The 19,310-nt window shown below is 65.6% G+C and carries 21 protein-coding genes; 9 read left to right on the top strand and 12 right to left on the bottom strand.

The features are described from left to right. Positions 1-35 precede the first annotated feature (35 nt). Positions 36-866 carry a glutaminyl-peptide cyclotransferase gene (locus QM615_RS18625; RefSeq protein WP_410482220.1) on the bottom strand — a complete coding sequence of 277 codons (831 nt, stop codon included), beginning with the start codon at positions 864-866 and terminating at the stop codon, positions 36-38. A gap of 41 nt (positions 867-907) precedes the next feature. On the opposite strand from QM615_RS18625, the gene QM615_RS18630 reads away from it, so the two are divergent. The 3 genes from QM615_RS18630 to QM615_RS18640 all read left to right on the top strand — a co-directional run bounded on the left by QM615_RS18630 (position 908) and on the right by QM615_RS18640 (position 5,185). After that, entirely contained in the window at positions 908-1,900 is a 993-nt protein-coding gene (locus QM615_RS18630; protein ID WP_149405034.1) for a DUF3027 domain-containing protein, read from the top strand. 101 nt (positions 1,901-2,001) lie between these two features. Next, positions 2,002-4,644: a sacsin N-terminal ATP-binding-like domain-containing protein gene (locus tag QM615_RS18635; protein ID WP_502941892.1), complete on the top strand. Its 2,643-nt coding sequence runs from the start codon at positions 2,002-2,004 to the stop codon at positions 4,642-4,644. Next, a complete protein-coding gene (locus tag QM615_RS18640) occupies positions 4,634-5,185 on the top strand; it encodes a phosphatase PAP2 family protein (RefSeq protein ID WP_188078532.1) in 552 nt (183 codons plus the stop codon). The genes QM615_RS18635 and QM615_RS18640 overlap by 11 nt, the downstream gene beginning before the upstream one ends. Here the strand turns inward: QM615_RS18640 and QM615_RS18645 are convergent. Further along, positions 5,154-5,297 carry a hypothetical protein gene (locus QM615_RS18645; protein WP_156516107.1) on the bottom strand — a complete coding sequence of 48 codons (144 nt, stop codon included), beginning with the start codon at positions 5,295-5,297 and terminating at the stop codon, positions 5,154-5,156. The two genes, QM615_RS18640 and QM615_RS18645, sit on opposite strands and share 32 nt — an antisense overlap. A 140-nt stretch (positions 5,298-5,437) precedes the next feature. Then, positions 5,438-5,677 carry a DUF2530 domain-containing protein gene (locus tag QM615_RS18650; protein ID WP_082898832.1) on the bottom strand — a complete coding sequence of 80 codons (240 nt, stop codon included), beginning with the start codon at positions 5,675-5,677 and terminating at the stop codon, positions 5,438-5,440. A gap of 84 nt (positions 5,678-5,761) precedes the next feature. On the opposite strand from QM615_RS18650, the gene QM615_RS18655 reads away from it, so the two are divergent. From QM615_RS18655 to QM615_RS18665, 3 genes are read left to right on the top strand one after another with little or no spacing between them, the layout of a single operon-like run. After that, the gene (locus QM615_RS18655; RefSeq protein WP_149405038.1) at positions 5,762-7,213 is read left to right on the top strand and encodes an NCS2 family permease; all 1,452 of its coding nucleotides are present in this window, start codon (positions 5,762-5,764) and stop codon (positions 7,211-7,213) included. 52 nt (positions 7,214-7,265) lie between these two features. After that, positions 7,266-7,694 carry an Rv0880 family HTH-type transcriptional regulator gene (locus QM615_RS18660; protein WP_037188786.1) on the top strand — a complete coding sequence of 143 codons (429 nt, stop codon included), beginning with the start codon at positions 7,266-7,268 and terminating at the stop codon, positions 7,692-7,694. Between the two features lie 57 nt (positions 7,695-7,751). Beyond that, the gene (locus QM615_RS18665) at positions 7,752-9,023 is read left to right on the top strand and encodes an MFS transporter (RefSeq protein ID WP_149405587.1); all 1,272 of its coding nucleotides are present in this window, start codon (positions 7,752-7,754) and stop codon (positions 9,021-9,023) included. 7 nt (positions 9,024-9,030) lie between these two features. Here the strand turns inward: QM615_RS18665 and QM615_RS18670 are convergent, their stop codons facing one another. From QM615_RS18670 to QM615_RS18690, 5 genes are read right to left on the bottom strand one after another with little or no spacing between them, the layout of a single operon-like run. Continuing rightward, positions 9,031-9,636 carry a response regulator transcription factor gene (locus QM615_RS18670; RefSeq protein ID WP_094639381.1) on the bottom strand — a complete coding sequence of 202 codons (606 nt, stop codon included), beginning with the start codon at positions 9,634-9,636 and terminating at the stop codon, positions 9,031-9,033. Further along, positions 9,633-10,769 carry a sensor histidine kinase gene (locus QM615_RS18675; protein WP_149405039.1) on the bottom strand — a complete coding sequence of 379 codons (1,137 nt, stop codon included), beginning with the start codon at positions 10,767-10,769 and terminating at the stop codon, positions 9,633-9,635. The genes QM615_RS18670 and QM615_RS18675 overlap by 4 nt, the downstream gene beginning before the upstream one ends. A 38-nt stretch (positions 10,770-10,807) precedes the next feature. Further along, positions 10,808-11,581 (bottom strand): ABC transporter permease, encoded by a 774-nt coding sequence (locus tag QM615_RS18680; RefSeq protein ID WP_283347729.1) that lies wholly within the window; start codon positions 11,579-11,581, stop codon positions 10,808-10,810. Next, on the bottom strand, positions 11,578-12,513 hold the full coding sequence (locus QM615_RS18685; RefSeq protein WP_149405041.1) for an ABC transporter ATP-binding protein: 936 nt from the start codon (positions 12,511-12,513) through the stop codon (positions 11,578-11,580). The genes QM615_RS18680 and QM615_RS18685 overlap by 4 nt, the downstream gene beginning before the upstream one ends. Then, positions 12,510-12,737, bottom strand: coding sequence for a hypothetical protein (locus QM615_RS18690; RefSeq protein WP_176460371.1), 228 nt, complete (start codon positions 12,735-12,737; stop codon positions 12,510-12,512). Before QM615_RS18690 ends, QM615_RS18685 begins: the two co-directional genes overlap by 4 nt. 143 nt (positions 12,738-12,880) lie before the next feature. Between QM615_RS18690 and QM615_RS18695 the strand changes: the two genes are divergently transcribed. Further along, entirely contained in the window at positions 12,881-14,188 is a 1,308-nt protein-coding gene (locus tag QM615_RS18695) for an MFS transporter (RefSeq protein ID WP_188078533.1), read from the top strand. Positions 14,189-14,190: 2 nt separating this feature from the next. Here the strand turns inward: QM615_RS18695 and QM615_RS18700 are convergent, their stop codons facing one another. Then, the gene (locus QM615_RS18700) at positions 14,191-15,390 is read right to left on the bottom strand and encodes a GNAT family N-acetyltransferase (protein WP_149405043.1); all 1,200 of its coding nucleotides are present in this window, start codon (positions 15,388-15,390) and stop codon (positions 14,191-14,193) included. A 116-nt stretch (positions 15,391-15,506) separates the two neighbouring features. Between QM615_RS18700 and QM615_RS18705 the strand changes: the two genes are divergently transcribed. Then, positions 15,507-16,310 (top strand): TrmH family RNA methyltransferase, encoded by an 804-nt coding sequence (locus QM615_RS18705; RefSeq protein WP_149405044.1) that lies wholly within the window; start codon positions 15,507-15,509, stop codon positions 16,308-16,310. Then, positions 16,307-16,576 carry a DUF2537 domain-containing protein gene (locus tag QM615_RS18710; protein WP_068047820.1) on the top strand — a complete coding sequence of 90 codons (270 nt, stop codon included), beginning with the start codon at positions 16,307-16,309 and terminating at the stop codon, positions 16,574-16,576. The genes QM615_RS18705 and QM615_RS18710 overlap by 4 nt, the downstream gene beginning before the upstream one ends. Before the next feature lie 114 nt (positions 16,577-16,690). Here the strand turns inward: QM615_RS18710 and QM615_RS18715 are convergent, their stop codons facing one another. The 3 genes from QM615_RS18715 to QM615_RS18725 all read right to left on the bottom strand — a co-directional run bounded on the left by QM615_RS18715 (position 16,691) and on the right by QM615_RS18725 (position 19,228). Continuing rightward, the gene (locus QM615_RS18715; RefSeq protein ID WP_149405588.1) at positions 16,691-17,452 is read right to left on the bottom strand and encodes a DUF6928 family protein; all 762 of its coding nucleotides are present in this window, start codon (positions 17,450-17,452) and stop codon (positions 16,691-16,693) included. A gap of 92 nt (positions 17,453-17,544) precedes the next feature. Further along, positions 17,545-18,444, bottom strand: a complete 900-nt coding sequence (gene sepH, locus QM615_RS18720; protein ID WP_149405045.1) for a septation protein SepH — start codon at positions 18,442-18,444, stop codon at positions 17,545-17,547. Positions 18,445-18,556: 112 nt separating this feature from the next. Then, positions 18,557-19,228 carry a rhomboid-like protein gene (locus QM615_RS18725; protein WP_149405046.1) on the bottom strand — a complete coding sequence of 224 codons (672 nt, stop codon included), beginning with the start codon at positions 19,226-19,228 and terminating at the stop codon, positions 18,557-18,559. Positions 19,229-19,310: the final 82 nt, after the last annotated feature.

Raw genomic sequence — 19,310 nt, forward strand, 5'->3', positions numbered from 1 at the left:
GTGGGGTGTGGGGGAGACGTGGATCGGTCACGGTGTCAATTCTGTCCTACCGACGCGGTATCGGTGAATTGCACCTCGAAGATCGTGGGCCAGTATTTGCCGGTCACGAGAAACCGGTCGGTGCCGGGGATCTGTGCGATGCCGTTGAACACGTCGGCACCCCCTCGTTGGGAGTCCGACATCGAATCCCACAGTGGGGTGCCGTCGATGACGGCCGTCACCGCGCCGGTCTCGGGGTCGATGCGCATGATGTCGAACGTCTGCCACACGTTGGCGTACACCGATCCGTCGTCGGCGCATTCGAGTTCGTTGAGGCGCTCCACCGGATTGCCGTCGAGTGTGACGTTCACGGTGCCCTCGGCCTCGAACGACGTGGGGTCGCGGAAGGTGAGGGTGGACGAGCCGTCGCTCATGACGAGGCGGTTGTCCGGCGTCTGCGTGCACAGCCCCCAGCCTTCGCCCTCGTAGTTCACTCGGCGTCGTTCTGTCAGAGTGTCCCGGTCTCGGGCGATCGCGACACCGTCCTGCCAGGTGATCTGCCACAGCGTGTCGCCGTCGACGGTGATGCCTTCGCCGAACAGGTCGGACGGCAGATCCACGCGATCGAGTTCGGTCATGGTCTCGAGCGACGTCCGCCTGACGAACGAGGAGCCTTCCAATCCGGTGCCCTCGTAGAGCACGTCGCCGTCGATCTCGAAGCCCTGAGTGAAGGCGTCGTTGCCACGGTCGTATTCGCGCAGGATCGCGGTGGTCAGTGTCGGAACCGAGTCGGACGTCACCGGGGTCGGCTGCGTCGTCGACGAACAGGCGGACACGGCCAGCAGCGAGGCCACGAGGGCAGCGTAGGTGCGAGCACGGACGGTCATTGCACCCATGATGGCAGCCCGAACTGGGCGTCACCGAGTCGATGCGGCAAACTGAATGTGTGAGTTTCGTATCTTCTCCAGAGCTCGATTCCATCCGCCCCGTCTTGGCCGATGCCGTGGACCTCGCGCGGCAGGCTCTGCTCGACCTGGGAGAGGGCGGTATCGGCGAGTACCTCGGGGTCACCGCCGAAGACGCCAGCGCGGCCACGCACCGGTTCGCCAGCGATCTCGAGGGGTACCGCGGATGGCAGTGGGCCGTCGTGGTCGCCGCCCCGGAGGACGCGGATCACGCCACGGTCAGTGAGCTGGTTCTGCTGCCGGGCCCCGACGCTCTCGTGGCACCGACCTGGGTGCCCTGGGACGAGCGCATCCGTCCCGGCGACCTGGGCCCCGGCGATCTGCTGTCTCCGCGCCAGGACGATCCCCGGCTCGTTCCCGGGTACGTCGAATCCGGTGACCCCGCCATCGACGAGGTGGCGGGCGAGATCGGCCTCGGCCGAAGCAAGGTCATCAGCCTCGAAGGACGCCTCGACGCCGCCCAGCGTTGGCACGACGGCGACTTCGGCCCCGATACCGAGATGGCCAAGGCTGCGCCGTCGACCTGCGGGCTGTGTGGCTTCTACCTCCCCATCGCCGGGTCGATGTCCGCCGCATTCGGGGTGTGCGGCAACGAGTTCGCGGCCGACGGACACGTGGTGCACGCCGAGTACGGCTGCGGAGCGCATTCGGACACCGAACTCCCCACCGGAGCCGGATCGCCGCAATTCGAGCCGTACGACGACGCGGCACTCGACGTCATCGCCTCGCCGGTCGCCCCGGTCGAGCCGGCTGCTGTTGCCGAGACGACCGACGGCGTCGAGAAGGCCGACACGGACGAGGCTGTCCCGGAGGCGTCGGTGCCTCCACAAGAGGCTGCCTCCGAAGAGTCGGCTGACGAGGTCGTTGCGGTCGACGAGGCCGAACCCGTCGCCGACGATGCGTCGAGTGCCACCGATCTTGCTGCGCAGGAAGAAGCTTCGGCATCTCCGAGCTGATCGATCCGTTCGACACCGCGTCGCTGCGGGAGTCGATTCTCGCGGCGTGGGGCTCTTCTCCCACCCGGCTTCGGGAGGATTCGGCGTCCGAGTCCGATCTGGTGCGCGGGGGTTACCGCGATCGTCTGTTGACCGAGCTGGCGCAGAACGCGGCGGACGCCGCGCAGCGCGCCGGCGTCCCGGGTCGGCTGGCTGTGTGGACCGATGAGTTCGGTGCTCTGCATGTCGCCAATACCGGTGCAGCGCTCGATGTCTCGGGCGTGCACGCCCTCACGGCGCTGCGGGCCTCGGCCAAGGGCTCGACGGATCCTGGCGTCGGGCAGTTCGGGGTCGGGTTCACCGCAGTGCGTTCGGTGTCCGACGAGATCGAGCTGCGTTCCCGTGGCGGCGGCGTGGCGTTCAGCGAACAGCGCACGCTCGAGGCGCTGCGCGAGCGAGGCCTGCCCTTGCCTGACACCGGCGTGCCGGTGCTGCGGCTCGCATGGCCTGTCGCAGATTCGCCCGCCGACGGCTTCGACACCGAGATCGTGTTGACATTGCGAGCCGATGTGGCGGCGGATTCTTTTGCGGCAGGATTTGTGGACGAGGCCGTCGACCTGCTGCTCGAACTGGAGGCGTTGAACTCCATCGAGATCGACGGCGTCGTGATCGACTGCAGCAGAACCGAATTGGACGACCATTCCTCCGAGATCACGATCGGTGCGCGAATCTGGCGGCAGTTCGCCACCCCGGCCGCCCGCTGGCTCGCTCCGGTTGTCGACGGTCTGCCCGTTCCCGCTCCGCCCGATGTGTTGCGCGCTCCGACTCGTTCGGACGAGCTACTGTCGTTGCCCGCGTTGGTCATTGCCGATGTACCGATGCAACCCGATCGGCGACGCGTGCTGCCGGGTGTCTCGTTCGACGCGGTAGCGCACGGGTACGTGGACTTCGTGGCCTCGCTGCCTGCCGCATCCAGGGTGTCGTTCGTGCCCGAGGTCGGATTCGCTCGCAGCGAGGTCGACGGGGCACTGCGCGAACTCGTGTTGCGCCGATTGTCCTGCGCACCATGGCTTCCCGGTGTGGACGGACGCGATCTGGTGCCCGAGCGGGCGAACGTCGTCGCCGACGCCACCGAGGAACTCACCGAGGTGCTGACAGGTGTCGTACCCGATCTGGTCGACGCATCACTGTCGGGTGCACGACATGCGTCGGCGCTCGCGGCAGTGGGTGTGCACCGAATCGGGTTGGCGAGGCTGGCGGAGATGGTCGGTGGGCTCGATCGCGAGCCGAGTTGGTGGCGGCGACTGTTCGACGCGTTGGCCCCACTCGTGGTCGACGGTGTGGCTGCGGAAGAGCTTGCTGCGCTGCCTGTTCCACTCGCGGACGGTCGCACGGTGACCGGTCCGCGGACGACGGCGATCGGCTCCGACGCCTCGGCTGCGGTCACCTGGGTCAGGTTGGTGCACCCGGAGTCGGTGAGTCCGCTGCTGTCGCGTCTGGGTGCCCGCGAGGCGACTGCGACCGAGCTGCTCACCGACCCGGCGCTCGAGGCTGCGCTGGACGATCTCGACTGGGACGAGAGCGAGGAGGTCGACGGTCTGGTCTCGGCCGTGCTCGCGCTGGCGGCAGAGGCGGGCGAACTACCCGGTTGGCTCGGCGGTCTGCCCCTCGAAGACGACGAGGGTGAATTGCGCAGCGCCGACGAATTGTTGCTTCCCGGAGCGCCGTTGGCGGATCTGCTGATACAGGATTCGCCGTTCGGTGTGCTCGCGCCTGCGGTGGTGGCCAGGTTCGGTGAGCGGGCGCTGCGAGCAGTGGGCGTCGGGTGGGGGTTCTCGGTGGTGCGTGACGAACTGCCGACCGGGCCGGATCACGATCTCGACGACGAGTCCGCATGGTGGTCGAGTCTGTCCGAGGAGCCGGAAACACTCCTCGCGGTTCGCGATCTCGACCTCGTTCGATCGGACGGCTGGTTCGATGCGCTGACCGTACTGTTGGACGACCCGAGCACCCGTGCGGCACTGGCCGATCGGGACGGCTACACCGCGTGGTGGATCGGACGCCATGCGCGAGTGCATGGTTCGCGTCCGATGAGCTTTCGGGCACCGTCGGACGAGACGTTCGCCGGGTTGCTCGATCCACTGGATCATCCGCGTGCCGACGAACTACAGGCGGTGCTCAGCGCGTCGATCTGCGACAGCGCCGATACTGCTCGCGTGCTGCTGGCAGCGCTGTCGGATCCACAGCGGAGTCCGACCCCTGCGGTGATCGCGCGAACCCACACGCTCATCGCCACCGCTGTGGTGGAGCGGCGCATCGAGGTCTCGGACATCGATCCCCCGGATCGTGTCCGCACGCTCGGCGGCGCAGTCGTGGACGCATCGGATGCGCTGGTGATCGACGCCCCGTGGCTGGCGAGCGTTGTACCACCGGAGGTCGCCGTGCTCTCGGACATGGCTACCGCTGCGGCCCTGGCCGACGTTCTCGACATCAGGTCTGCGTCGGAGGCGATCAGCGGAGAAGTGCTGGGAGTGGGACGGGTCAGCTCCTGGGATCGTGAACCCGGAGCCGTATCGGCCTGTGCGGTCATGGGATTACCGCTGCCGTCCGGCGGGGTGGTGGTGCATCGCGAACTCGTGGTGCGGCTGTCCGGTGACGTGAGCGGAGATCGAACAGTCAGTGGAGATCGAGCAGTTCCGTGGTGGGTGACCGCCGATGGAACGGTCCATTGCACGGAGAGTTGGGAGCGACCTCGTGGGGTTTGACGGTGTGATCCTGGACTGGATGGTCGAGCATCGAGTCGGGTGGGTCACGACGATGTTCTGGATCATCACCACGCTCGGCAACACGGTGTCGATGTTTCTGCTGTCCGCGGTGGGCGTCGTTGCGTTGCTTCGCGTCGGACGCAGATCGGATGCCGTCGTGATCGCGGGCGCGATGCTGACCGGATGGGGTCTGATGAATGCGCTGAAGTTCGCGTTCGCGCGGGAGCGTCCACCGCTTCCGGAGCGGCTGGTGGACATTGCGAGCCATTCGTTTCCGTCGGGCCACGCGACGATGTCGATGGTGCTTGCCACGGTGGCGATCGCGGTGATGCTGCGATCGTCCACTCCGTGGCTGCATCGGCCGGTACTGCTCGTGTTACCTGTGATCGCGTCCCTGCTGATCGGATTCTCTCGGATCTACCTGGGTGCGCACTGGACCACGGACGTGCTGGCCGGCTGGGTGTTCGGTGCCCTGTGGGGGCTGGGTTGGATCTATGCCGTCAGGCTGATCAGCGCGAGAAATCCGAGCGCTGTGCGATGACGAGCAGCTCGTCGCGCATGGCCGGGCTGGAGACAGCGTTGGCGCGTGCGTAGAGGGCGCGGAGCGAGCGGACGTGGTTGCGGCGAGTGCGGTACTGAGAGACGAGCTTCATGGCCTGGCTTTCGTGGATCAAAAGGTTGTTTTATCTGACATAACCCATGGTCCACGTTAACTTTGTGTTACTCAACCGGTTGAGGGGTTAGTTTGCCCACGTCAGAGGCCTGTGGTGACCGGGCTAACGTGATTCTGATCTCAATCGAGGCCGCGTTGGGCCGTTTTGCTCCCGCGACGTGACGCCGCTCTCTGCATCAGGAAGATTCCGAACCCCACGGCACCGACTGCGATGCCGCACCAACACGTGGCCAGTGCGTCGCCGCCCCCACCTCCGGTGGCGGTGAACACCACCAGCGCGAGGATCCAGCCGAGGATGCCGATCGCCAACACAGGCACCGGATCGGTGAGGCTGCGCGGAATCTGGGGGAGGTCGGCCACGAAACTCAGGTTACGCCACTGCCGCGTGTCTCGGCTGCGCCGTTGCGGTTACCCAAGTGCTTCGGCGTGCTTTATCGTTCGCTCATGCAATTGTCGTCGCGGCTACTCGACAACTACTTCAAGATCACCGAACGAGGCTCGACGGTCGGATCCGAGGTCCGAGGAGGAGTGGTCACCTTCGTGGCCATGGCCTACATCGTCGTCCTCAATCCGCTGATCCTGGGCAGCTTCTCCGCCGACGACGCGGCCGCCAAGACCGACGTGCTCGGCAACATCCTGCCGGTCGCCCAGGTCGCCGCCGTGACAGCGCTGGTGGCCGGATTCATGAGCATCGCGTTCGGCATCATCGCCAACTATCCCTTCGGCATCGCAGCAGGCCTGGGTATCAACACACTGCTCGCCGTGACGATCGCACCGCAGGTGACGTGGCCCGAGGCGATGGGGCTGGTCGTGATCGACGGCATCATCATCGTGCTGCTGGCGGTGACCGGATTCCGCACCGCGGTGTTCAACGCGATCCCGGCCGAGCTCAAGGCTGCGATCGCCGCAGGCATCGGCGCGTTCATCGCCTTCATCGGACTGGTCGACTCCGGGTTCGTTCGCCGCATCCCGGACGCCGCGGGCACGACGGTTCCCGTCGGGCTCGGCATCGACGGGTCCATCGCGTCGTGGCCGACGGTGATCTTCGTGTTCGGGTTGTTGCTGATGGGTGTGCTGGTGGTGCGCAAGGTGCGCGGCGGTCTGCTGATCGGCATCGTGGTGACGACGGTGCTGGCGGCGATCGTCGAGGCCGTCACCGACGTGGGTCCGTCGAGCGGCGTCGACCCCAAGGGCTGGAACCTGTCGGTTCCGCAGCTGCCCACCGAGTTGATTCAGTCTCCCGATCTGTCGTTGGTGGGCAACGTCGATCTGTTCGGAGCGTTCACGCGCATCGGCGTGCTCGCCGCCAGCCTGCTGGTGTTCACGCTCGTGCTCGCGAACTTCTTCGACGCGATGGGCACGATGACCGGTCTGGGCAAGGAAGCGAAACTGGACAAGGACGGGAAACTGCCGAACATCGGCAAGGCCCTGGTCGTCGAAGGGGCCGGAGCCATCGTGGGTGGTGGTGCGTCGGCGTCGTCGAACACCGTGTTCGTCGAATCGGCTTCCGGAATCGCCGAGGGTGCGCGTACCGGACTGGCCAACGTCGTCACCGGATTGCTCTTCCTGTTGGCCATGTTCTTCACCCCTCTCACGGCCGTCGTTCCGATCGAAGCGGCCGCTCCGGCACTGGTCGTGGTGGGTGCGCTGATGATCGGGCAGGTTCTCGACATCGACTTCCGGCGCTTCGATTACGCGTTGCCTGCCTTCCTGACCATCGTGGTGATGCCCTTCACCTACTCCATCGCCAACGGGATCGGCGTCGGTTTCATCACCTGGGTGATACTCGCCGTCGGCTCCGGTCGGGCGAAGTCGGTCCATCCCCTGTTGTGGATCGTGGCGTTGCTGTTCGTCGCATATTTCGCCGTCGGACCCATCACCGAGGCGGTTACATGATGCAGGGTCGGTTCCAGGGCGTATTCTCTGCGCTGTGACGTCGGGAAATGTAATGAAGGACAATCGGGAATTGGCAAGCGACCTGTCGCTTGCGGTGGTGAGGCTGACTCGCCACCTTCGGGGTAGGCGAGTGGACTCGCAAGTCTCGCTCACTCAGCTGTCGGCTCTGGCCACGCTGAGTCGGGAGGGCGACATGACGCCGGGTGCTTTGGCCGCGCGAGAGAAGGTACAACCGCCGTCGATGACGCGGGTGATCGCATCGTTGGCCGAACTCGGCCTGGTGGCGCGCACCCCACATCCCACCGACGGGCGGCAGGTGATCGTCTCGCTGTCACCGGCCGGTCGAGAACTGATCGCCGACGAGGCCAGCGCCCGTGAAGCGTGGATGACCGCGCAGCTCGCAGGCCTCGGACCCGAGCAGCTCGACACACTCCGTGACGCGGTGACGATCATCGGGGCCCTCGTGAGCGACTCCGAGTAGTTACCTAGGTTTATTATCTGAACGGTGGCCCCTGTTTCCCGTACCTCCGGCTCGACGATGTTCGCCGCCCTGAAGACTCACAACTACCGATTGTGGGCGTCGGGGCAGATCGTCTCGCTGGTCGGCACGTGGATGCAGCGGGTTGCTCAGGACTGGCTCGTTCTGACGCTGTCCGGCGGCAACGGCTTCGCCGTCGGTATCGTCATGGCCCTGCAGTTCGGGCCGACACTGTTCCTCTCGGTCTGGGGTGGGGTCCTGGCAGACCGATACGACAAGCGCAAGCTGCTCATGATCACCCAGGTCTTCGCCGCGGTATGCGGTCTGGTGCTCGGCGTGCTCGACGTCGGGGGGATGGTCGAGCTGTGGCACGTCTACGTCATCGCGTTCATCCTCGGCTGCTCGTCCGCGATCGACGCTCCGGTGCGGCAGTCGTTCACCATCGAGATGGTCGGCAAAGAGACCCTCGCCAATGCGATCGCGTTGAACTCGATGACATTCAACATGGCGCGCATCGTCGGGCCTGCCGTGTCCGGAGTGCTCATCACCCTCGTCGGCACCGGCTGGGTGTTCCTCATCAATGCCGTGTCGTTCGCGGCGGTGTTCGGTGCCCTCGTGGCGATGAACGTCGGTCAGCTCTTCCGCGTCGAACCGACCCCACGCGCCAAAGGGCAGGTGCGCGAGGGGTTTCGGTACGTCTGGGGGCGCGGTGATCTACGAGTACTGCTGGCCACGGTCTTCATGGTCTCGACGTTCGGCCTCAACTTTCCGCTGAGCCTGTCGGTGTTGGCGCGCAACACGTTCGGTAGCGGAGCGGACGCCTACGGACTGCTCTCGACAACGTTGGCGGTCGGTACCTTGGCCGGAGCGACTCTGGCTGCCCGGCGGGCGAGCGCGCCGCGACTGCGGCTCTTCATCGGTGCCGTCATCGCATTCGGTGCCTTCGAGTTGATCGTCGGGTTGATGCCCAACTACCTGCTCGTCGCGCTTCTGCTGATACCCACCGGTGCCCTGACTTTGACGTTCACGACGTCGGCGATGAACATTCTGCAGATGTCGGTGCCATCCGACATGCGCGGACGCGTGATGGGCATCTACATGCTGTGTTTCCTCGGCGGTACTCCGCTGGGCAGTCCGGTTCTCGGTTGGCTCGCCGACGCCTTGGATCCGCGGGCACCGTTGCTGTTCGGCGGGGCCATCTCTCTGGCGACCGGCCTCTTCGCGGCCGTGTATCTACTGCGGCACAACAATTTGCGGATCACCGTGGTGCCACCCGCAGACGGTCATCGGCTCCCCACCCTCGATACTGTCGCCGTGAGCACGAAGGTATGAGGGTGAGTCAGATCCAGCCGTGGCGTCGAGCGAGAGCGCAGGCCTCATGCCGGTTCGCTGCCCCCAGTTTCGCCGCGGCAGCTGACAGGTAGTTGCGGGTGGTGCCGGGCGAAAGATGGGCCCGCCGTGCGATCTCCGCGATCGACGCGCCGTCCGCGGCGAACTCGAGCACATCGGCCTCGCGCGGGGTGAGCGGAGAGTCTCCGGCTCCGATGGCTTCCGCGGCCAGCGTCGGGTCGACGTAGCGGCCGCCGCCGTGCACGGTGCGCACCACCTCGGCCAGGGTGGCAGCCGAGGTGGTCTTGGGGAGAAACCCGCGTACGCCCGCTTCGAGCGCCTTCTTCAGGTAGCCCGGCCGACCGTGGCTGGTGACGATGATCGACGCACAGGCGGGCAGCGTCTCGGCGATCTTCTGGGCCGTCTCGATACCGTCGATCCCGCCCATCTGCAGGTCGAGCACGGCCACATCGGGGGCGAGAGAGGCTGCGACGGTCAACGCCTTCTCGCCGGAGTCGGCCTGCCCGACGATTTCGATGTCGTCCTCCAGATCGAGCATGGTCGCCAGAGCGGTTCGGATCAGATTCTCGTCGTCGGCCAGTAGTACTCGAATCATGGTGTGGTCCTCGGCTTCTGGGGCGATGTCGGTAACGTCGCAGTGAGGGTGAATTCCTCGCTCGTCTTCTCCGTGTTCAGCGCTCCTCCGACGGCGACCAATCGTTCGCGCAACCCGCTCAAGCCGGTGCCGTCGTTGCGGCCGGACGATACACTCGGGTGGTCATTGGCCAGGTGGATGCTGTTGTCGGTCAACTCGATTCGACAATAAGTGGCGGACGAGTGGCGCAGAATGTTCGTCACTCCCTCACGGACCACCCAGGCAGCGGCCTCGGCCGCGCGCTCGGACAGAACCGAGGTCTCACCGACCAGTTCGGTGGAAATACCTGCGGCCGACAGCAGGGATCGAGCCCCGTCGAGTTCCGACGCCACATCGACCGATCGGTAGCCGCGAACCAGCTTTCGCGCGTCGGCCATGGATTCCTGGGCCAGGATGCGAACCTCGTCCATCTGGCCCGCCGCTCGATCGTCACCCCGGCGAGCCAGCGTTGCGGCGAGTTCGCTCTTGACCGCTATTGCGGAGAGTGCGCGTCCGACGACGTCGTGCAGATCTCGCGAGAATCGCAGACGCTCCTCGGCAACCGAGAGTGCGGCAGCGGCGTCGCGAGTGGCATCGAGTTCGGTGACAATGCGCAGCAGCCACGCCGACAGTTGCAGGGTGCAGGCAAGAAAGGCGATGAAGAGACCGAGCACCAGCGCCTCGATCGCCGAGCGTCCCAGAGCCGCCGCGAGCGCAGCAGACGCCACGGCGGCCGCCAGGCACCACCGCAACGGGACCAAGGCTGCGACGGCAGTGGTGGCCAGGGCGGCGGCCCACAGCATGTTGTTCGCTTCTCCACTGAACGCAACCACGGCAGCGGAGACGGCCATGATCACCAGGGGCACGCGCGGACTTGCCTTCGACACACCACCGATGGCGGGAGTGCGCTGCACGATCACGAAAGTGGCTGCGGCGCAGACTGCCTGCGCCGCCATCGACACATAGTCGTCAATTTGCAGAGACGTGAGCATCGCGGCGACGGCGACAGCGACGGCGAGCGTCAGGAACGACTGGCGGGTGTAGACGCGCACCTTGTCCACTGCGCTGCTGTCGTTCCAGCCGTGCAGTGGATTGAGGTACTGGTGCAACTTCATGATCTCCAGCCTTGCAGACGGTCGACGAAAGATGCGATCTAGGACCGCGGTTCCCAGCGGAAGTGCGTGCGGGCGATCAGGAGGCTGCCGACGATCCAGGCGAGCATCACCAGCAGCGGCATGCCGGCTTCGGTGAACGTGGCGGCGAAGCCGATGGACGCGTCGCCCGGCGTGGTGGTGCCGAACCAGCCCAGGTTCAGCAGATCCGAGACCGCGGCCATCGGGGTCAGCTCTATCACCCTGCCGAACGAGTCGGGGAGGGCATCACGAAGCAGTGAGGAGCCGACCATGGCGACCAGGATCACCGGCAAGCTGGTGATCTGCGCCGCCTCTGCATTGCGGGTGAACGCCGACGTGATCAACGCCAGTGCGGCGAACAGCGCAGCACCGCCGAACAGGGCGGCCGCGACCAGTAGCGCGTTGGTGGGAACGGGTCCGCCGAAGGCCAGCACCACTGCTCCGACGATCAGGCCGAGGACGACGGTCAGTATCAGCGAGGGGATGGCCGGTCCGAGCAGGATCTGCACATCCGAACTCTCTCCGGTGCGAAGTCGTTTGAGTACCAACTCGTCTCGGCGAGTGGCGTAGACCGAGAGCATGTTGTAGTAGACCATGAACACCAGCAGGAACAGCGCGAAGATCTCGAGTGCGGCTCCGACGCCTGCGTCGGTCAATCCGTCGTCGCTGCGGCTTCCCACGATCAGCAGGGCGATGGGGAAGATCAACGGCATGACGATCGCGTTGAACAGCAGTACGCGGTTGCGTCCGAGCAGGGTGAACTCTGCTCGTGACAGTGCGGTCATCGTGCTCATGCGCTCATCACCTTCTTGTCTGTGAAGTCTGGATTGTCGAATTCGTCTGCGATGGAGAGGAATACGGTCTCGAGTGATGCCGCTCGGGCGTCGAGTCCGTGCAGGGTCACCCCGTTGGTGCGGGCCCACACCAGCAAGTCGGTGAGCGTGTCCTGTACCGAGGACGTCCGGATCGAGACGGTGTCTCCCGAGACGTCCATGTCGGTACCCGGCAGTGACGGCAACGCCGTGCCCGGGGCCTTCAGTTCGATCTTCGCCGGATGGTCGGCGACCACCTCGTCGACCGTTCCGCTGCGAACGACTGCGCCGCGGTGCATGATCGCCAGCCGGTCACACAGCGACTCGGCCTCGTCCAGGTAGTGCGTCGTCAGCATGATCGTCACGCCGGAGTTCTTCAGCTCCTGGATCAGATGCCATGTGTTGCGGCGACTTTCGGGATCGAGTCCGGTGGTCGGTTCGTCCAGGAACAGCACTCGTGGGCGGCTGATGATGGCGCACGCCAGATCCAGCCTGCGCTGCTCGCCGCCGGAGAGAAACTTGACCCGGGTATCGGCGCGGTCGGCCAGGTCGACGCGCCCCAGCACCTCGTCCGTCGGCAGCGGATTGCTGCACGTGCCCGCCCACATGCGCAGGCTCTCCGCGGTGGTCAGATCCTGGGGCAGGCCGCCCTTCTGCAGCATGATGCCCAGAGACGGTCGGACCTTACGGCGGTCGGACACCGGATCCATTCCCAGAATCCGCACAGTGCCCTCGCTCGGCCGTGAAAGTCCCTGAATCACTTCGAGAGTGGACGTCTTGCCGGCACCGTTGGTACCCAGTAGGCCGAACAGTTCGCCCTCTGCGACCTTCAGATCGAGCGCCTTCACGGCCTCGAAAGCGTTCTTGCCCGAACCGTAGCGGCGAGTCATGCCATCGACTTCGATGATGGTCATGATTGCTTCTCCCAGTGGCGGAGTCCGATGACGAACCGCACGCCCATGAAGGCGACGATGACGCCGAGAGCGACGAACGCCGGGAGCGACGTACCGACGATTGCGAACAGCACCGCGACGATCGCGATGCTGATGACGATGACGACGATCTCACGTGCCATCGTCGGAGCCGGCCCGAGCTCCATCAGATCGGTGAACAGGTTTCCTTCGTCTGGTTGCTTCATGACTACGAGTCTGCTGGGCCGGGATCACCGAAAACAGTGCAGCGCATCATCATCTGCAGTGACACCGTCACGGTCCGGCCATGACAAAAGTCATGTGCTCTCGACAGCGCCCGGTATGCCGGGAGTTCGGGTATTTTCAGCACGTGAATCGCACCGAGCCGGTGAGCCCCGACCGTCGTACGCAGGTACGCGTCATTCTGGCGGGTTCGGTACCGAACCTGGTGCAGTGGTTCAACCTGTACCTCTACGCGACGTTCGCGCCGTACTTTCGGACCGAGTTCTTCGATCCGGCTTCGACCAATTCACTCGTGTACGTCTACGGACTCTTCGCGTTGACCTTCGTCGTGCGGCCGCTCGGGTCGTGGCTGTTCGGCAGGCTCGCGGACGTGCGAGGCCGACAGTTCGCGCTCGTCGCTGCGGTCACGCTGATGTCGGCCGGATCGGTCGCTCTGGCACTGACTCCCACCGTCCACGCGATCGGGGCCTGGGCCGCGGTGATCCTCGCCGTCGTGAGCATCGTCCAGGGCATCGCAACCGGCGGCGAGTACGCGGCGGCGACGGTGCTGCTTTCCGAATCGGGCACGCGAGGGCATCGGGGGTTCTTCGCCTCCTTCCAGGCCGCGACCATCGTCGGCGGCCTCGTGCTCGCGCAGGCATGTCTGCTCGTACTCCTCGCGAGCACGGACCGCGCGGCGATCTCCGAATGGGGCTTTCGCCTCGCCTTCGCCGCGGGAGGCGCGGCGGGCCTCGCCTCGTTGTGGTGGGCTCGCGGACTCGATCGTGCGCCTCGTGAACCGGGAGCACCGAGCGCGGACCGAGACGCCACGATGAGGGCGCTGTTCCGCGATCACTGGCGTCCGCTCGTCTGGGTGTTCTTGTTGACCGCAGGCGGGAGTGCCGCGTTCTACACGTACAGCGTCACGGTGCCCTCTGTCGTTCGCGAGACGTTCTTCGCTGCGGACGGTGCCAGAGGAGAGCTCGTTGCGACCGGTCTCGTGTTCGCCGCTTTCGTGGTGTTGATGGTGCTGCAGCCGGTCGGCGGCGCACTGAGCGACCGCATCGGAAGAAAGCCGCTCCTCGTCGTATTCGGGGTACTGGGGATACCGGCGACCGGAGTGCTGGTGCTGGCCACCACGAAAGTGACGTCACCGCCGGCGGTCTTCGTCATCCTGGTGTGCGCGTTTTTCGTCCTCACGTGCTACCTGTCGGTGAACGGCATCGCCAAGGCCGAAGTGTTCCCAGCGCACATTCGTGCGCTGGGTGTCGGCTTCGGTTACGCCGTGGCGAACTCCCTCTTCGGAGGTACGGCACCGCTGATCTATCACGCCACCAGCGGTGGCGGCAGTGTCGAGTTCATCGCCTACGTGACGGTGCTGCTGTCGGTGACCCTGGGCGCGGCGCTCTGGATGCACGGCGGCTCGGCCACCGCACTCGATGCGCCGAACAGGTAGGTCTAGAAACCCCAACCCATGACGGCCGGGCGCGCGGTTCCGAACGTCAGGTCCAATGCGTGCAGTGACGCGTCGTTGCGTGCGGTGAGGCGGTTGGCCGCGGCGAACAAGCGGGCGCGATGGGTGCCGAAGTAGATGCTCGCGAGCACGTCGATGTCGAGTTCGATGTCCGGTTCGGATTCCACCCGGGTGCAGGTGGCTCGGCCGTCGGTCACGGTGAGCGAATAGGTACCGCCCGCATCGAGGAAGGGATCTCGCACAGCGATGATCAACGAGGTGTCGAGAGCGTAGGTGCGTGCCTCGAGCGCTGCCTCGACGTGCATGATGCGGCCCCACAGTGCGTCGTGGTGTCCGGTGACCTTCGGCAGTCGGTTGTTGGTCAGCAGGAACGGCAGGGCTTCGTCTCGTGACTGTTGCACCTCGATGGTGTCGACCAGGTCGACCCCGACGAGGATCTGCCACAGCGCGGCGTAGGCGGCATCGGTCACCGCGATGAATTCCTGTACCACCACCCGGCTCGGGTTGCGTCCGCGTCGGTAGGCGACGTAACCGTCGGGATGGACGATGAAGAACAGAGCCGTCAGTCCGCCGCGTCGGTTCTCTCGGTCGGCGAAGAACCGCTCCCAGCGGATCGGCGGCTTGGGCTGCGCGCCTGCGGTCTGCTGCTGCCAGCGGTGGTAGATGTCGGGGAGCAGTTCGGCGGCCTCGGCGGATTCGATCAGCCGCACACCGGTCGCCGGGGGAGCATCCTTGCGGAACTGCGCGAATCGACGGTCGATCGAGACGCTGATCTCCTCGGTTATCGGCCCGTAGCCGAAGCGTCCGTAGATCGTCGCCTCGCTGGCGGTGAGCAGGGACAGCGGTGCGCCCGCGTCCTTCAGAGCGCGGTGCTGCTGGGTGAACATCGATCGCAGGATGCCGCGTCGACGATGCGTCGGCGCAACCGACACCCAGGAGACTCCGGACGCCTCGACCTGCGCACCACCGGGAACGGTGACCGACATCGGGAAATGCATGGCCACACCCACCGGGGTCTCGCCGTCCCACGCCAGGTACACGTGCTCGGACTGGGTCAGGATCTGCGTCTCGGCCAGGTCCTCGGCGTTCTGGTGCTCGCCGAATGCGTGTGCGTCGAGCAGCGCGACGGCATCCCAGTCGTCGTCGGTGGCGGTGCGGATGGTGATCGATTCGTCGGTAGTCATCGCTCTTTACTTTTCCATACAGGAGTGGAGCCCGCGGAACGACCCGAAAAAACTGCCATACAGAGGGAAGCCTTCGCCGACGGACTGCGAGAAATGCCGGGTGACAAGATGAGCGGGTGGTTCATGTAATCGATGTCGACGACCCCTCCGACCCCCGGCTGGACGATTTTCGCGATCTCAACTCGTCGGATCGGCGGCCCGACCTGCCCGAGGGCAAGGGATTGGTGATCGCCGAGGGTGTGTTGGTTGCGCAGCGACTGCTGACCTCGCGCTTCCCGATGATCAGCCTGCTGGGCGTGGATCGACGGCTCGACGCGTTGCGCGACGATCTGGCGGATTCCGACGTCCCGTTCTATCGGACGTCCGCGGAGGTGATGGCCGAGGTCGTCGGATTCCATCTCAATCGTGGTGTGCTGGCGGCGGCGAACAGGCCGCCTGCACTCGATCTCGACGAGGTGTTGGCCGACGCGAAGACGGTGGCGATTCTCGAGGGCGTCAACGATCACGAGAATCTCGGGTCGATGTTCCGTAACGCGGCCGGCTTGGGCGTGGATGCCGTGCTGTTCGGGGCCGCGTGCGCGGATCCGCTCTATCGACGGTCGGTGCGGGTATCGATGGGGCATGTGCTGCGGGTGCCGTTCGTCAAGGTGCCCGAGTGGCCGCGCGGCCTCGATCGCGTTCGCGCACACGGCTTTCAGCTGATCTCGCTCACGCCCAATCCCACGGCGGTGTCGCTGGCGGCGGCGATGACGGGGGAGAAGGTGGCGTTGTTGCTCGGCGCGGAGGGGCCGGGTCTGACCGAACATGCCATGCGCGCCACGGACATTCGCGCGCGCATTCCGATGGCTCCCGGCACCGACTCACTCAATGTTGCGACCGCCGCCGCGATGGGGTTCTACGAACGCGTGCGCCTCACGTGACCGACCACGACCCGGACGTCCGCTGGACCGGAATCCCGATCGCCGTGATCTCGGCGGCGCTCGTCGGTGTGGCACTGACGACCTTCGGTCTGGAACTGGCCAGAATTCACCCGCTGCTCGCGATCGGTCTGAACATCATCGTCGTCGCGGGTGCGGCACCGACGGTCATGCGATGGCTCGCGATACCGGTGTGGCGCTGGGCCGTGTACGGAGCCGGTATCGGTTCCATGCTGAGCTTCGTGGCACTGGCGGCGCTGGCGTTCTAGCAGTCGTCTTCTCAGTCGGTCTCCGACAGCGGGCACAGTTGCGCACTACCGGCGACATTCGGCGGAATCCCGTCGATCAGCGGTGGTTGCGTGCAACTGTGCCCACCCGAGCCACTATTTGCGCGAGAACCAACGCTTCTTCGGTCGCGGTGCCTGCTCGTCGGGGGCGTCGGGCATCGGTTCCTGTGCGCCACGGCCGTTCGAGCTTCGGTTCTGCTGGTTCGGTGGCGGTGGTTCCTGCCCCGGGACGTACATCGTGAAGCCGCAGACCGGCAGCGTGTTCGGATCGAATTCGTCCGCGTGTGGTGCGCCGGTGTAGCGGAATCCGAGCCACTCGGCGTTGGCTGCCTCGGCGAATTCCTGAGGGTGGAACGGCAGCGACTGCGGATCCGGCATCACTCCGGGCGGATAGATCAGCGGATGCTCACCGGCCCAGAACGATCGCTCCCACACCAGTGGCAGGCCTGCGTCCTCGTAGATGTACACCGGAGTGGCACTGAAGGATCGGCGGAATTCGCCGCGTTCCCAGTACGCGAACGCACCCCAGGCGTGTTGGGGATCCGAGGCGACGAGGTAGGTGTGCTCGGACGCCAGCGGGCGAGTGAAGGATTCGGGAAGCGTCGACGGTGTGGGCACCGCGAGATTCGATCCGCAGACCACGGTGACGCCGGGGTAGCAACCGATGAAGACGTGATCGTCGTCCACGCCTGCCGAGGTCGATATCGGGCCCTGTCCGAGGGGCACTGCCGTCAGGTGGGGGTACAGACGTCCGACGAGTGCGGTCGCAGCGCTCCAATCCGAGGTGGTGGCCTCTCGGAGTACAGAAATGGGATCCGGTGCGTCCACGTACCAGATGGTTGATGCTTTGGCCCCCACTACCGGCACCTCTCTCTCCGTTACTTCCTGGGAAGCCTACGGTGTGAGCGTCGGCGGTTCTGCACCGCGCGGCACATCGGTCACAGCAGAACTCAGTTGTGACCGCTGCTGCGAACGCCGAGCAGGACGTCCTCCCACGATGGCATGGCCGGCTTGCCGCGCTTGTCCTTGCCGCTGGTGTGACCGGCGGCAGGCTTGGGTGCGGGCCTGGGCTCCCTGGTCACCGTCTCGCGCGGCTGTTCGGACTCGGGAGTGGGCGCATCGTCCACCTCGACCTCGATGGTCTCGGCGTCGATCTCGCTGTCGGCGGTGGTGCCGTAGTACTCGTCGAAGCTCTGCTGCGAGGTCTCGTCGTCGGAGTCCTCGGCGGACGTCAGTGCGCGAACCGGTGCCAGACCGCGCAGTTGGCGTCCGAAGTCCGGATCGATCAGCTCGTGAGCAGTGTCGTCGAGCGGGCTGATGGTGCCGCCGTGGCCGTCGGGCAGGAACTGCCAGTGCGCCTTGTTGGTGGTGCGGCCCGCCTGCCACTTGAGCTGCGCGACCCACTTGTTGTCCTCGTCGCGCCAGGCGTCCCACGCCGCGTCGTCGAGATTGTGGCCGCGAGCGCGGAAAGCGAGGGTGACGATCTCGAGCAGGGTCTGCACGGCCGGGCCGTCGTGGCGCAGCGGATGACCGGCCTGAGCCATCGACGCGGCCTGCGAGCGTTCGAGCAACACCGGGTGAGCGAACACCTCGACGCGACTGATGGCCATTCCGGAGTCGGCGGCAACCTGTTCGATGGTCGCTCCGCTGCGGATACGGGCCTGAATTTCCTTGGGCCGAAGCAAGCTGTCCATTTCGATCTCAATCTGTCCTAGTCGAGCGATGTCGCCGCGTGAGGCCGCGCGGAGCTTGTCGTCGGCTGGAAGCCGGAATCTGTCGCCGGTCTTGGGATCTGCGCACACGACGAACTTTCCGTCGGCCTCGAGACCCACCACACGTAAGTCCCGCACCTTGACCTCCTCATCGCGCCGGCTCGCGATACCGTCGAATTCGAGCCTAGTTCACCTGCCGTATTCGGCGGGTGTCCGACACGCATCGCTTCTGCCGACGATCGTTTCCCTATCAGAGGGTAGACAGCTGCGGGCTCGGCTGCACCCATTCGGTCGATGTTGCGTCAATTGTCCTGTGGGACAACGTCGATGCATCGAAGCGACGGTACAGTGCGCCCAGGCCGAAGCCGATGCTCAGGGCAATCGCGTGCCCGACGGCAGTGAAGGTCGGGTCCGATACCCCACTGATCGTGACGACGCCGATCCACAGTGCGGCCCAGCCCGCACACCACGGCATCGGCAGGTATCTGATCATCGACCCCGCTACCGCTGCTGCTGCGTAACTGACACCGACGTCGACGGCCATCGCCAGTGAGTCCGCGAGCCAGTCGTTGTGAATGCCGATGAGCAGGCCGACGGCCACCAGTGCCGTCGCACCGATGTGTCCCGCGCTGAAGGTGACGAGAAAGCGTCGCCAACCGGAGATCCATTCGGCGACGGCGAACAGCAGTGCGACCGCCGCCAACCACAACCAGTTCACCCGTCCTTCGGTGAGAAAGACGCTCGTGACGAGGGTCGCGAGGTGGCCGTCGCCCAGATTGTGCAGATTGGTACTCGCCGCGTGCAGCACGTGCCAGCGATCGTGCGGGCCGATCCGGCCCAGTGCGACGGTGCCCGCCACCGCAAGAGCGATGTACAGCAGGGTCACGCGAGTGCGCAGAGCGAATGTCAGGAGCCTGTACATACGAGCGCTCCCTCCGAGGTCGTTACGCTTGCTTACTTGATAGCAAGTGTAGGCCGCGAAGGGAGCGCCGTAGCTGTGAGCT

This window comes from Rhodococcus sp. IEGM 1341 (assembly GCF_030056895.1).
Taxonomy (GTDB): domain Bacteria; phylum Actinomycetota; class Actinomycetes; order Mycobacteriales; family Mycobacteriaceae; genus Rhodococcoides.